This is a genomic window from Maritalea mediterranea (assembly GCF_021568695.1).
In the GTDB taxonomy this organism is placed as follows: Bacteria; Pseudomonadota; Alphaproteobacteria; order Rhizobiales; family Devosiaceae; genus Maritalea; species Maritalea mediterranea.
On the sequence record NZ_JAKGTI010000001.1, the window covers coordinates 1160111 to 1173553 of the forward strand.

Below are 13443 nucleotides of genomic sequence, written 5' to 3' on the forward strand. Positions count from 1 at the left end.
GTCACAATGCAACTCAAGCAAATCAACAACGACTATTTCATCTCCGGGCAGGTCGGTTTTGCTGACCTGCAGATCCTGGCCGATCATGGAATCAAATCCCTGATCTGTGCCCGTCCGGACGACGAGGAGGGCAATCAACCTCGCTTTTCGCACCTACAACAGGAAGCGGAAAAAGTGGGCATCAAAGCTGCTCATGTGCCGATCAAGCCTGGTCAGGCCTGCGGCGACGATGTGGACAAATTCGCCAAGGCTTATGATGAACTGCCAAAGCCAATTCTGGGCTATTGCCGCTCCGGTATGCGGGCCCATGCACTTTGGGAATTGAACGACGAAGCCAACGCAAACAGCTAATAGTTGAGTTGAAAGAAACGCCATATGCTTGATCGCGTCAAAAAGCTGCCCATCTTCGATTGGGGAAAATCATATAATGGTGAAGTGTTCACGGCCGACCTTGTGGCTGCGATCATCGTCACCATCATGCTGATCCCTCAATCTCTGGCTTATGCCTTGCTGGCGGGCTTGCCGCCGCAAATGGGACTTTATGCCTCCATTCTCCCGCTGGTGGCGTACGCGCTTTTTGGCTCCTCCCGCACGCTGGCAGTCGGGCCAGTGGCGGTGATCTCGTTGATGACCGCTGCTGCGGTGGGCAAACTGGCCTTGCAGGGCACCGCTGAATATGCGGCAGCTGCAATTCTTCTGGCGTTTATTTCGGGAGTGATGCTGCTGGCATTGGGCCTTTTCCGGATGGGTTTTCTTGCGAACTTCCTTTCCCATCCGGTCATCGCCGGTTTCATCACGGCCTCTGGCATTATTATCGCAACCTCTCAGCTTAAACACATTTTTGGCGTGGATGCCCACGGGCATAATTTGTTGGACTTGATACTCTCCTTGGTCGCCCATGTCGGCGAGATCAACTGGATCACCGCCGCCATCGGCATCCCCGCCGCCCTGTTCCTGTTTTGGGTGCGCAAAGGCTTGAAACCCTTGCTGCTCAAAATGGGCGTAGGGCCCCGCTTGGCCGATATCCTCGCCAAAACCGGGCCGGTGTTCGCCGTTGCGGTCAGCATCGGCATTGCGGCCTTCTTCCAACTGAATTCACAAGGCGTCGCGTTGGTGGGCAGCGTGCCGCAAGGTTTGCCCGCGCTGGCCTTACCTACATTCGACTTGGATTTGATTTTTGCCTTGGCAGGATCAGCAGCCCTGATTTCGGTCATTGGCTTTGTCGAGTCGGTCAGCGTGGCGCAAACTTTGGCGGCCAAACGCCGCCAGCGCATTGATCCGGACCAGGAATTGGTGGGTCTCGGCGCTTCTAACATCGCCTCCGCCTTTGGTGGCGGCTACCCGGTTACCGGCGGGTTTGCCCGCTCCGTGGTCAATTTTGACGCGGGCGCACAAACCCCCGCCGCGGGCGCATTCACAGCCGTTGGGATCGCTTTGGCCACCTTTTTCTTAACACCGTTTCTCTTCTTCCTCCCCAAAGCGGTATTGGCTGCCACGATCATTGTGGCCGTGCTCAGCCTCGTGGACTTTTCCATCCTCAGTCGCACCTGGCGCTATTCCAAAGCCGATTTTGCGGCGGTGGCCACCACGATGGCCATCACCCTGATCTGGGGCGTGGAGTTTGGCGTCACCGCCGGGGTCATCACCTCAATCGCCATCCATCTGTATAAAACGTCTAAACCGCACACCGCCGTGGTGGGGCGCGTGGACGGCACAGAGCATTTCCGCAACGTGGACCGGCACAATGTGATCACCTGCGATGAAGTTCTGTCCCTGCGCGTGGACCAGTCGCTCTATTTTGCCAATGCCCGTTTTCTGGAAGATAAGGTCTATGATCTGGTGGCGCGCAATAAGGATCTAAAACACGTCATTCTGATGTGTCCGGCGGTCAATGAAATTGACATGTCTGCACTTGAGAGTCTTGAGGCGATCAATGAACGGCTCGACAATCTGGGCGTCAAACTTCACTTCAGCGAAGTGAAGGGCCCTGTAATGGACAAGCTGGAAAAGTCTGACTTTTTGCATCATCTCACGGGCAAGGTCTATTTGTCACAATATCATGCCTATCGCGATTTGGCGCCGCACACATGCATGCCTGCCACAACCAGTATTGCGGCAAAATAATTGGTTCAACTGCAACGGAATTAGTGTCGTCCAATGGGTGGTATTAATTGTTTCAAATGCGTTCTTTTGCGGCATATTTTCATCAATGAGTACCGTTTAGGCTGGCTAAACCTTGCTGGCCTCACGAGTGAGCGGCAGGCGAAAACCGACAAAACGCGATAGGTCTGCCGACCTCGCTATCCTCACCGCATTAGCCACACCGTCCCCCAAGGTGTGGCTTTTGTCTGCGGGGGCGATCCCAAACAATATGTACTGCTACAACGTTTTGGTGTTGAACTGGTATGTCAACTTTCGGCCAAATCGCGCAATTAGCAGTTGCTTGTTGCATCTGAATTGTGAATGGTGCCTGCCATTGGGCAATAGACCCGTCGGGTTTGGACCCTGATATCCCTCAAATTGTTTCAGTTGGAGCTGAAACCGGAAAGGATGATCTGAGATGAATACCCCAAAAATCGCCGCTATGGTTGGCCTTGCCACGAGCTTGTTTGTAACGGCTGGAGCAGGCGCGGCAGAATATAATTTCAAATTACACCACTTTTTGGGGCCGCAAACCCCTTCACATCTTGAAACGGTTGCCCCATGGGCCGAGGCCATTGAAAAAGCGTCAGACGGCCGTGTCGAGATTGAAATTTTCCCTTCCATGTCCCTGGGCGGCACGCCGCCAGAACTGGTGGGGCAGGCCCGTGACGGGGTGGTCGATATTGTGTGGACCGTGAACGGCTATACCGCCGGCCTGTTCCCGCGCACCGAAGTGTTTGAATTGCCCTTCGTTCACCGCAACGACCCTAAAGCCACCAATTTGGCGATGCACGACCTGTTCGAAGATGAGTTGCGTCAAGAATATAAGGGCCTTGAAGTCATGTTCCTGCATGTGCATCAGGGCAATGGCCTGCACACCGTCGACAAAGAAGTGCGCAGCCCTGAAGATGTGGCTGGGCTGAAAATCCGGACCCCGTCGCGCACAGGCGCCTGGACCATCGAAGCGCTGGATGCCGCCCCGGCGGCCATGCCCGTGCCCAGCCTGCCGCAAGCGCTGTCCAAAAAAACAGTCGATGCGGCGTTTGTGCCCTTCGAGATTATCCCGTCTTTAAAACTGGAGCAGCAAACCAACTATCAAATCGAAGGTGCGGATCAAACCCGCTTTGGCACGCTGGTGTTCCAAATGTCCATGAATAAAGGTCGGTGGGACGCGCTGCCCGAAGATATTCAACAAATCTTCAAAGACCATTCCGGTCCCGAATGGCTCGCCCATCTCGGTCAGGTTTGGGCTGAAAATGATGATGAAGGCATCGCGCAGGCCATCGCAGCCGGCAACACCCATATTGTGCTGGATCAGGCCCAAACCGACGCTTTTGAAAAAGCGCTGGAGCCGGTCATTGCCCGTTGGGTCGACGAAGCCACCAAATCAGGCATTGATGGAGAAGGGCTGCTGCAAAAGGCCCGCGCTGCGATCGAAAAACACGTTGAATAGTCGGATACCTACAGGCATGAAAAAAGGCGCGGTTCGTTAAAACCGCGCCTTTACTGTCTTCACGATAGTTGGCTATTCGCCGATTTGATCGACAACCACATGCGTCCACGCATTCTTTGGAGGTGCAGAAATCACGGGGTCGGACCCACCAGCCAACAAAGTGGCCACTGTGCGGTTATAGTCGTCTTCATCCAAACGGCCGTCAGTGCCAGCGGTGAGCTTAGCGACTTCCCGCATCATGCGACGCTGATGCTCTTCTGTCTGCGCGCCGGTATCGTCATTTTCCAGCACAATGTCAGCGGCTTCGTCTGGATTTTCTTCCGCATATTTCCAGCCCTTCATGGAGGCTTCTACAAACCGGGCAAACTTGTCGACCATTGCGGGATCATTCAAGTCTTCTTCCAGCACATAGAGGCCATCTTCCAACGTGGCGACGCCAGCATTCTCATATTTGAAGGTAATCAGCTCATCTTCTGAAATGCCTGCGTCAATGATCTGCCAATATTCGTTATAGGTCATTGTGGAGATACAATCAGCCTGCTTTTGCAAAAGCGGATCGACGTTAAAGCCTTGCTTCAACACGGTCACGCCGCCATCGCTGCCGTCTGTTGGAATCCCGAGCTGGCTCATCCAGGACAAGAATGGATATTCGTTGCCGAAGAACCAGACGCCCAAAGTTCTACCGGGGAAGTCATCTGGTGAGGTAATGCCGCTTTCTTTCAGACAGGTCAGCATCATGCCTGAGCGCTTGAAAGGCTGGGCGATATTGACCAAGGGCACGCCTTTTTCGCGGCTGGCCAACGCAGATGGCATCCAGTCCACAATAATATCAGCTCCACCACCAGCAATCACTTGTGGGGGGGCAATGTCAGGACCACCGGCCTTGATCGTCACATCCAGATCAACTTCATCATAAAAGCCCTTGTCCTTAGCGACATAATAGCCGGCAAATTGGGCTTGCGTGACCCATTTGAGTTGCAGCGTGAGCTCGTCAGCAGCATAGGACACACTTGCGGTTGCAAGGCTTGCTGCCAAACTTAAGGCCAACGTTATTTGTCTCTTCATAGTCGTCTCCTCTTGAAATTGGCAGCCTTGCTTATGGTTATGATCTATATGAAGGATGCCAGAAAGTTACCGCCCTCTCTAATAGGGCGATCAGCCCGTAGGAGAGGGAGCCTGCAAGGGCTGCGACAAAAATCTCAGCCCAGACCATGTCGACATTCATCCGCCCCACCTCGGTGGATATGCGGAACCCCATGCCAACAATGGGGGTGCCGAAAAACTCGGCCACAATCGCCCCAATCAATGCCAGGGTGGAATTGATTTTAAGCGCATTGAAAATAAACGGCATGGCAGCTGGGAGCCGGAGCTTCATCAGCCGTTGCATATAATTTGAGGCATATGTATGCATCAAATCCCGTTCAATATGACCCGAAGCCGCCAAACCAGCCACAGTGTTCACCAGCATGGGGAAGAAGGTCATAATCACCACAACCGCCGCCTTTGATGGCCAATCGAACCCGAACCACATCACCATGATTGGCGCCATGCCCACGATCGGTAGTGCTGCCACCAGATTGCCTACGGGCAACAGCCCTTTACGCAAGAATGGAATGCGATCCACAATAATGGCGGCGATAAAGCCAGATCCGCACCCCATTACATAACCGGCCAACACCGCCTTGAGATAGGTTTGCTGAAAGTCGGCCCACAAGATATCGAGCGAATTGGTGATCCGTTCCCAAATCATAGAGGGCGGCGGCAACAGCACCGGTGGCACATTAAAGCCGCGGCACAACCCTTCCCATAGCACAAGCAGTGCGGCGCCAAACAAAATAGGAATGAAAACATCGATGCCGGTTTGGACGGTTTTGTCGCTAAATTGCTGCCTCGCCAGCATCTGATTGATGGCCCAAGTGGCAATCCAGAAGGTCAATGCCGCAAATATCCAGGTCAAATTCATGCTGCCATCCCCATCCGTTTGGTCACACTACGCCCGATTATATCCACCATCATCACCAAAAAGGCCGCCAGCAACGAAGCTGCAATCAGCGCGGACCAGATTTGAATGGTTTGACCATAATAGGACCCGGAAAGGAGCCTTGCACCTAAGCCAGCCGAAGCGCCTGTCGGCAATTCACCCACAATGGCACCCACCAGCGAAATCGCCACTGCCACTTTCATGGACGTAAACAAAAATGGCACCGAGGCGGGCCAGCGCAATTTCCAGAACACTTGGCTGCGGCTCGCATTATAGGTGTGCATCAAATCCAAATGCATCACTTCAGGCGAGCGAAAGCCCTTCACCATGCCCACCGCGACCGGGAAGAAAGACAAATACATCGAAATCACCGCCTTGGGCAGCAGCCCGGAAATCCCTATGGCATTGAGCACCACAATCACCATGGGTGCAATCGCCAAAATGGGAATGGTTTGCGAGGTGATGATCCAGGGCATCAGGCTCTTATCGAGCACGCGGGAATGAACTATGCCCACGGCCAGCAAAATGCCCAACACCGTGCCCATGGCAAAGCCCAAAAGGGTCGAAGATAGGGTCACCCAAGTGTGGTAGACCAGTGACCGTTTGGAGGTGATCTTTTTCTCCACCGTCGTTTCCCAAATCTCCACTGCCACCTGATGCGGTGCCGGCAGAATGGGCCGTTTTTGTACCATGGTGTTGCTGATCAGTTCGATGGTCGAAAGCTCGGTATCCGCTCGCGCAGCCTGGTCACGCTCAAAAGGCGCGTTCAACACCACGGTAAACACATACCACAACACAAATATGGCCAGCAGCACCGTGCCGATCGGGATCACCCGGTCATGCAAAAATGCCGAAAATCCTTCACGCTCCCTAACCATTGTCACTGTGCCCCAGCTTTAAGCCCTCGCGCACCTGATGTGCAATTTCGATAAACCGCGGCGTTTCGCGAATATCAAGGGTGCGGTTGTCGCCTAGGTCGCAATCAATGATTTCATGAATGCGTCCGGGACGAGGGCTCATCACCACAATCTTGGTGGACAAAAACACCGCCTCGGGAATGGAGTGGGTGACAAAGACCACTGTCTTTTTGGTTTTGGCCCACAGATCGAGCAATTGCTCGTTGAGATAATCCCGCACGATTTCATCGAGCGCGCCGAAGGGTTCGTCCATCAGCAGCATATCTGGATCAAAGCTTAGCGCCCGTGCAATGGAGGCACGCTGCTGCATGCCGCCAGACAATTGCCAGGGATATTTTTTCTCAAACCCATCCAGATTGACCAACTCAAGGTTTTTCTTGATCCGTTCAGCCCGTTCCGCCTTGTCGATCCCCATCACTTCCAAGGGCAAAGAGATATTGCCGCCAATGGTGCGCCAGGGATAAAGCGCCGCCGATTGAAACACATAGCCATAGGCACGGTTCATCCGGGCTTGTTCGGGCGTCATGCCATTCACTTCAATGGTGCCGCCCGTGGGTTTTTCCAAATCCGCAATCACCCGCAATAGTGTGGTCTTGCCACACCCGGATGGGCCGATAAAGGAGACAAATTCGCCCCGATCAATGCTCAGATCAATATTTTTTAGCGCGTGTACCGGGCCATCGTTGGTTTCAAATGTCAGGTCCAGATTCTGTGTCTGGACTACAGTTTGCTGCTCCATTATTTGGTTTAAACCCCGCTTGCCGGAATACCGGTCCGTTCAACTTTGCGGGGGGCGGTCAGCTCTTTCCAGGTGGAAAGGGCTTTGTTTGTGGCGCCAAAGGAGTCGCGCTTCACAAACTTGCCATGGCCTTCCTCGGTTTTCACCGCGCCATCATCAATCGCCACTTTGCCGCGGGTCAGGGTGAAGCGGGGCAGGCCTTTCACATGCTTGCCTTCAAACACATTATAGTCGATGGCCGATTGCTGCGTGCTGGCCTCAATGGTCTTTTCCTTGTTCGGATCCCAAACCACCAGGTCCGCATCCGCACCCACCAAAATCGCACCCTTCTTGGGGTACATGTTGAGGATTTTCGCACTATTGGTGGAGGTGACGGCCACAAACTCATTCATGGTCAGGCGGCCCGTATTCACCCCATAAGTCCACAGCATCGGCATCCGGTCTTCCAACCCGCCGGTGCCATTTGGGATCTTGGTGAAGTCACCAACGCCATAACGCTTTTGCTCGGTGGTGAAGGCACAATGGTCCGTCGCCACAACTTGCAGGCTGCCTGATTGTAAGCCCGCCCACAGGCTGTCTTGGTGCTTTTTATTGCGGAACGGCGGCGACATGACGCGACGTGCGGCATGGTCCCAATCCTTGTGCGCATATTCGCTGTCATCAAGGGTGAGGTGCTGAATGAGTGGTTCGCCAAATACACGAATGCCATTTTGCCGTGCGCGACGAATGGCTTCGTGCGCCTGCTCACTGGAGGTGTGCACAATATAAACCGGCACGCCTGCCATATCGGCAATCATGATCGCGCGGTTGGTGGCTTCGCCTTCCACTTCTGGTGGACGAGAATAGGCGTGGGCTTCCGGCCCATTATTGCCCTCGGCCAGCAACTGCTCCTGCAATTGGGCGACCACATCGCCATTTTCCGCATGAACGAGAGGCAGGGCGCCAATCTCGGCACAGCGCTTGAAGGAGGCATACATTTCATCATCTTCCACCATCAAGGCGCCTTTATAGGCCATAAAATGCTTGAAGGTGTTGATGCCCTGTTTGGTGATTTCAGGCATCTCGTTGAACACCTGCTCACTCCACCAGGTTACGGCCATATGGAATGAATAATCACAATTGGCGCGCGTGGATTTATTGTCCCACATTTGCCGCGCTTCCAGCAGCGATTGGCCAGGGCTCGGCAGGCAGAAATCCACCACCATGGTGGTGCCGCCGGCCAGCGCCGCGCGGGTGCCGCTTTCAAAATCATCGCTGGAATAGGTGCCCATAAAGGGCATTTCCATATGGGTGTGCGGATCAATCCCGCCCGGCATCACATAACAGCCTGTCGCGTCCAGCACTTCATCGCCAGAAAGGTTGGGCCCAATCTCGGTGATCACGCCGCCTTCTGTTTTGACGTCTGCCTGATAAGTCAAATCCGCGGTGACAACTGTCCCGCCCTTGATCACTTTCGATGCCATATCTTCCTCCTATGGGTCGCTCTTTTTGAGCCGTTATTAGTTCCTCTTAAATCTTAGAGTTGACCTCTAATGTATGCGCCGGATTTTTCCGGTCGTTTTGTTTTGCCCGATCTGATGTCGGGGTGTTTCTAAATAGTCCGTCGCTCTCTCAGCGCCAGCTTCTTTTCCCTTCCTGCCGATCCCGGCTCAAGGCCGGGAATGCCCCGTGGGGAGGGCACGGTATCTCTCCTTGTGGCCGCCCCGGGCTTGATCCGGGGCCACTCTCAACCTGTTCTCCCGAGGCCAATCACCATCACTCCACAATCTCCGCCGTCTCCACAACCGCATGGAACAACACATCTGCCCCGGCTGTGGCCCACTCAGGTGAAATCTCTTCATCCTCATTGTGGCTCAAGCCATCAACGCAGGGGCACATCACCATGGCCGTGGGGGCCGTGCGGTTGATCCAACAGGCATCATGGCCCGCGCCGGAGATAATGTCACGATGAGAATAGCCCAAGCGTTCCGCTGCGTCGCGCACGGCTTTCACACAATCCTTGTCGAACTCAACCGGATCGAAGCCACCAACTTTTTCAAGTTCAACCTCAAGTCCCATTTCATCGCAAATCTTCTTTGCGCCTTCGGCCAAACGCTTTTCCATATCTTGGATCACGCTCAAGTTTGGCGAGCGGAAATCCACCGTGAACACGGCCTTGCCGGGGATCACGTTGCGGGAGTTCGGGTAAACATCAATATGGCCAGCTGCGCCTACCGCATCGGGCTTGTGCGACCAGGCGATTTCATCCACCAACTCCAAAATTCGTGCCATACCAAGGCCAGCATTTTTGCGCATGGGCATCGGGGTGGAGCCGGTGTGGCTCTCCTTGCCGGTCACCGTCACCTGCGTCCATGAAAGGCCCTGGCCGTGGGTCACCACGCCAATATCTTTGCCTTCGGCTTCAAGGATAGGACCTTGTTCAATATGCAGCTCGAAGAAAGCATGCATCTTTCGATCGCCGACTTTTTCATCGCCTTTCCAGCCGATCCGCTCCAGCTCAGCGCCAAACTTTTTGCCCTCGGCATCTTCGCGATCATAAGCCCAATCCTGGGTGTGCATGCCAGCAAAAACCCCGGACGAGAGCATCGCCGGGGCAAATCGAGTACCTTCTTCATTTGTCCAGTTGGTGACCACAATTGGACGCTTTGTTTTGATGTTCATGTCCCGTAGCGAACGGACAATTTCCAGCCCGGCCAGAACACCCAACACCCCGTCATATTTGCCACCGGTGGGCTGGGTATCGAGGTGGGAGCCCACATAAACGGGCAGGGCATCCGGGTCTGTGCCTTCATGGCGCATGAACATGTTGCCCATTTCATCAACGCCCATGGTCATGCCGGCCTCTTCACACCATTTGCGGAAGAGGTGGCGGCCTTCGCCATCCTCATCGGTCACCGTCTGGCGGTTGTTGCCGCCACGCACGCCGGGACCGATTTTGGCCATTTCCATCAGGCTATCCCAAAGCCGGTCGCCATTGATTTTATGATTTGTCCCTGGTGCTCCCATTGGTCTCGTCCCTCAAATTGTTTTTGTTGTCTTAAGATGGGAAAGTGAAGACAGCGCCTTCTTTGATCCCGCCTGGCCATCTTGTGGTGATGGTTTTCAACCGTGTGTAAAAATGCACGCCTTCGGGCCCATACATGCCATGGGCACCAAAGGAAGAGCGCTTCCAGCCGCCAAAGCTGTGATAGGCCACGGGCACGGGGATCGGCACGTTTACGCCCACCATGCCCACTTCAATCTTGTCAGCAAATTCGCGCGCCGCGTCGCCATCGCGGGTGAATATGGCGGTGCCATTGCCATATTCGTGCTCATTAATCATCTTGACGGCTTCGCCATAGTCCTGCGCTCGCACCACAGAGAGAACTGGGCCGAAAATCTCTTCCTGATAGATCGACATGTCTGTGGTCACCCGGTCGAACAGGGTGCCGCCAACATAATAGCCGTTTTCATAGCCCTGAGGGGCGTAGCCACGGCCATCAACCACCAATTCGGCGCCAGCTTTTTCGCCTTCATCAATGTAGCCCAAAACCTTGTCCTGATGCGCTTTGGTGATAAGCGGGCCCATTTCAGCATCGCTGTCCGAAGCGGGGCCAACTTTTAGCGCTTCAACGCGCGGCTTCAGCTTGGCCACCAGCGCATCAGCGGTCTTGTCGCCAATCGGCACGGCTACCGAAATCGCCATGCACCGTTCGCCAGCCGAACCATAGCCCGCGCCCATCAAGGCGTCCGCAGCTTTGTCCATATCGGCGTCTGGCATAACAATCATGTGGTTCTTCGCGCCGCCCAGGGCCTGTACGCGCTTGCCCGCATCGGTGCCGCGCTTATAAACATATTCAGCAATTGGGGTAGAACCCACAAAGCTGATGGCTTTGACATCGGGATGATCCAAGAGCGCGTCCACCGCCTGCTTGTCACCATGCACCACATTCAAAACCCCATCAGGGAAGCCCGCTTCCTTGAACAAATCCCACACCAGCATCGGCGCAGACGGGTCGCGCTCGGACGGCTTCAACACAAAGGTGTTGCCGCAAGCAATCGCCACTGGGTACATCCACAAGGGCACCATTGCCGGGAAATTGAAGGGGGTGATCCCGGCGACAACGCCCAAAGGCTTGCGGTCCGCCACTGTATCGACGGACGGGCCGACATTGCGGCTGAAATCACCCTTCAGTAGGGAGGGAATCCCACAGGCAAATTCCACCACTTCAATGCCACGGGCCACTTCGCCCAGCGCATCATCATGGGTTTTGCCATGCTCTTTTGAAATTTCGCGGGCAATGTCGTCCGCGTGCTGGTTCAGCAATTCATTGAACCGAAACATATAGCGGGCGCGCTTCAGCGGCGGCGTGTCGCCCCAGGCCGGGGCCGCAGCCTTCGCCGCTTCGATCGCCGCATGCACCTCATCCACGCTGGAAAGCGGCAGTTCTGCACTTTGCTCGCCTGTGGCGGGGTTAAACACCGGCACCTTATTGGATGATTTTGAGGTGACTCTTTGCCCGTTTATGGCGTTTTGAATAATGTCCATTCTATGCGGCCTCGTTCAATACTGTGCGCAGCGTATCCACCAATTGGTCGATATGCGATTTTTCAATGATAAGTGGGGGCGACAGGGCAATCGTGTCGCCGGTTGTGCGGATCAATAACCCACGTTCATAGGCATCCAAAAAGCAAGAGAACGCGCGCTTTGTCGGCTCTCCAGCAATCGGTTCCAGCTCAATCGCGCCGATCAGGCCAATATTGCGAATATCGATCACATGCTTGGCGTCTTTCAACGAATGCAGCGCATCGGCCCAATAGGAATCCAGCTCCGCGGCGCGGGTCAGCAAGCCTTCACTTTCGTAAGTTTCCAACGTGGCTAGCCCAGCGGCGCTGGCGATGGGATTGCCTGAATAGGTGTAGCCGTGGAAAAACTCGATCAGATGCTCGGGCCCGTTCATAAAGGCATCGTGAATTTCGTCACGCACAAACACCGCACCCATGGGGATCACCCCATTGGTCAGACCTTTGGCGGTGGTGATAATGTCCGGCATCACATCAAAATGTTGGGCCGCAAAGGGCGACCCCAACCGACCAAAGCCAGTGATCACTTCGTCAAAGATCAGCAAAATGCCATGCTTGGTGCAAATATTGCGCAGGCGTTGCAAATATTCCTTGGGCGGGATCAGCACGCCAGTGGACCCGGCAACCGGTTCAACAATCACCGCCGCGATGGTCGACGCGTCGTGCAACGCCACAATGCGCTCCAATTCGTCCGCCAAATCAGCGCCATGCTCCGGCATGCCGCGCGTGAAGCGGTTTTGGTCGGGCAAATGTGTGTGCGGCAAATGGTCGACGCCCGTTAGCAAGGTGCCAAACATTTTGCGGTTGGCCACAATGCCCCCCACAGAAATGCCGCCGAAATTGACCCCATGATAGCCGCGCTCGCGGCCCACCAGCCGGGTGCGCGAACCTTCACCTTTGGCCCGATGATAGGCGAGGGCGATTTTCAGTGCTGTGTCTACTGACTCAGAGCCAGAATTGGTGAAAAACACATGGTTCATGCCGACAGGGGCAATATCGACCAACCGATTGGCCAATTGAAAAGCCTTTGGGTGTCCCATCTGAAACGCTGGCGCATAATCCAACTCGCCAGCCTGTTCTTGAATGGCCTCAGTGATTTTCGGTCGACAATGGCCTGCATTACAACACCAAAGCCCTGCCGTGCCATCCAGCACCTCGCGGCCATCGCTGGTGGTATAATGCATGTCCTTGGCGCCAACAAACATGCGCGGCTGTTTTTTGAATTGACGATTGGCGGTGAACGGCATCCAAAATGCGTTCAGATCATTAGGCACTATTGTGGCGTCGTTCATCGATGCTTACCTCCCCCAAGGCATTTAGATGCAGTTCAATCAGGTCATTAAACGCTGGAAAAAACGTTGCAAAAAATTGACTGCTTGATCAAAGTTTAGCAAAGCTATTTAAATGGTCAAGCGCAAACTGTGCAGGAAATATGGTTGAGAATTTCGGCCAAATTACGTCTGTTCAACATTGCGAAAAAAGCGGTCTTCTTAAAGTGGTCTGGCAAAGTAAGCAGCAAAAATACAAAGAGTTCGAGATAAGTTGGATCAAATTGAGAATTCAGGAGTGGGTGGCAATTCTGTTTTGTAATGGAGCGATGCTTATTACTTGATGGTGTGAGAGAAACGCCCGATGAGTTCTTCCTAAA

Annotated in this window: 11 protein-coding genes; 3 read left to right on the plus strand and 8 right to left on the minus strand. The window is 54.3% G+C overall.

Annotation, left to right across the window (positions count from 1 at the left end):
• Nucleotides 1-6: 6 nt before the first annotated feature.
• The 3 genes from L1I42_RS05675 to L1I42_RS05685 all read left to right on the plus strand — a co-directional run bounded on the left by L1I42_RS05675 (nt 7) and on the right by L1I42_RS05685 (nt 3595).
• Nucleotides 7-351 carry a protein tyrosine phosphatase family protein gene (locus L1I42_RS05675; protein ID WP_236113513.1) on the plus strand — a complete coding sequence of 115 codons (345 nt, stop codon included), beginning with the start codon at nt 7-9 and terminating at the stop codon, nt 349-351.
• A 24-nt stretch (nt 352-375) separates the two neighbouring features.
• Nucleotides 376-2124: a SulP family inorganic anion transporter gene (locus L1I42_RS05680; RefSeq protein WP_236113514.1), complete on the plus strand. Its 1749-nt coding sequence runs from the start codon at nt 376-378 to the stop codon at nt 2122-2124.
• A gap of 436 nt (nt 2125-2560) precedes the next feature.
• Nucleotides 2561-3595, plus strand: a complete 1035-nt coding sequence (locus L1I42_RS05685; protein ID WP_236113515.1) for a TRAP transporter substrate-binding protein — start codon at nt 2561-2563, stop codon at nt 3593-3595.
• 72 nt (nt 3596-3667) lie between these two features.
• Here L1I42_RS05685 and L1I42_RS05690 read toward each other — a convergent pair whose 3' ends face one another.
• From L1I42_RS05690 to aptA, 8 genes are all read right to left on the minus strand, one after another.
• Nucleotides 3668-4660 (minus strand): ABC transporter substrate-binding protein, encoded by a 993-nt coding sequence (locus tag L1I42_RS05690; protein ID WP_236113516.1) that lies wholly within the window; start codon nt 4658-4660, stop codon nt 3668-3670.
• 37 nt (nt 4661-4697) lie between these two features.
• A complete protein-coding gene (locus L1I42_RS05695; protein WP_236113517.1) occupies nt 4698-5558 on the minus strand; it encodes an ABC transporter permease in 861 nt (286 codons plus the stop codon).
• Nucleotides 5555-6454 carry an ABC transporter permease gene (locus L1I42_RS05700; RefSeq protein WP_236113518.1) on the minus strand — a complete coding sequence of 300 codons (900 nt, stop codon included), beginning with the start codon at nt 6452-6454 and terminating at the stop codon, nt 5555-5557. Before L1I42_RS05700 ends, L1I42_RS05695 begins: the two co-directional genes overlap by 4 nt.
• A complete protein-coding gene (locus L1I42_RS05705) occupies nt 6447-7232 on the minus strand; it encodes an ABC transporter ATP-binding protein (protein ID WP_236113519.1) in 786 nt (261 codons plus the stop codon). Before L1I42_RS05705 ends, L1I42_RS05700 begins: the two co-directional genes overlap by 8 nt.
• An 8-nt stretch (nt 7233-7240) precedes the next feature.
• A complete protein-coding gene (gene hydA / locus L1I42_RS05710) occupies nt 7241-8695 on the minus strand; it encodes a dihydropyrimidinase (protein ID WP_236113520.1) in 1455 nt (484 codons plus the stop codon).
• A 292-nt stretch (nt 8696-8987) separates the two neighbouring features.
• Complete coding sequence (locus tag L1I42_RS05715; protein WP_236113521.1) at nt 8988-10238, minus strand: Zn-dependent hydrolase; 1251 nt, start codon at nt 10236-10238, stop codon at nt 8988-8990.
• Nucleotides 10239-10269: 31 nt separating this feature from the next.
• Nucleotides 10270-11760, minus strand: coding sequence for a CoA-acylating methylmalonate-semialdehyde dehydrogenase (locus tag L1I42_RS05720; RefSeq protein WP_236113522.1), 1491 nt, complete (start codon nt 11758-11760; stop codon nt 10270-10272).
• Between the two features lies 1 nt (nt 11761).
• Entirely contained in the window at nt 11762-13087 is a 1326-nt protein-coding gene (aptA, locus tag L1I42_RS05725) for an omega-aminotransferase AptA (RefSeq protein WP_236113523.1), read from the minus strand.
• Between the last annotated feature and the right edge of the window lie 356 nt (nt 13088-13443).

What these genes read in the sequence shown, in the direction of transcription:
- L1I42_RS05675 (WP_236113513.1), top strand. Translation starts at nt 7, where the DNA reads ATGCAACTCAAGCAAATCAACAACGACTATTTCATCTCCGGGCAGGTC.
- L1I42_RS05680 (WP_236113514.1), top strand. Translation starts at nt 376, where the DNA reads ATGCTTGATCGCGTCAAAAAGCTGCCCATCTTCGATTGGGGAAAATCA.
- L1I42_RS05685 (WP_236113515.1), top strand. Translation starts at nt 2,561, where the DNA reads ATGAATACCCCAAAAATCGCCGCTATGGTTGGCCTTGCCACGAGCTTG.
- L1I42_RS05690 (WP_236113516.1), bottom strand. Translation starts at nt 4,660, where the DNA reads ATGAAGAGACAAATAACGTTGGCCTTAAGTTTGGCAGCAAGCCTTGCA.
- L1I42_RS05695 (WP_236113517.1), bottom strand. Translation starts at nt 5,558, where the DNA reads ATGAATTTGACCTGGATATTTGCGGCATTGACCTTCTGGATTGCCACT.
- L1I42_RS05700 (WP_236113518.1), bottom strand. Translation starts at nt 6,454, where the DNA reads ATGGTTAGGGAGCGTGAAGGATTTTCGGCATTTTTGCATGACCGGGTG.
- L1I42_RS05705 (WP_236113519.1), bottom strand. Translation starts at nt 7,232, where the DNA reads ATGGAGCAGCAAACTGTAGTCCAGACACAGAATCTGGACCTGACATTT.
- hydA (WP_236113520.1), bottom strand. Translation starts at nt 8,695, where the DNA reads ATGGCATCGAAAGTGATCAAGGGCGGGACAGTTGTCACCGCGGATTTG.
- L1I42_RS05715 (WP_236113521.1), bottom strand. Translation starts at nt 10,238, where the DNA reads ATGGGAGCACCAGGGACAAATCATAAAATCAATGGCGACCGGCTTTGG.
- L1I42_RS05720 (WP_236113522.1), bottom strand. Translation starts at nt 11,760, where the DNA reads ATGGACATTATTCAAAACGCCATAAACGGGCAAAGAGTCACCTCAAAA.
- aptA (WP_236113523.1), bottom strand. Translation starts at nt 13,087, where the DNA reads ATGAACGACGCCACAATAGTGCCTAATGATCTGAACGCATTTTGGATG.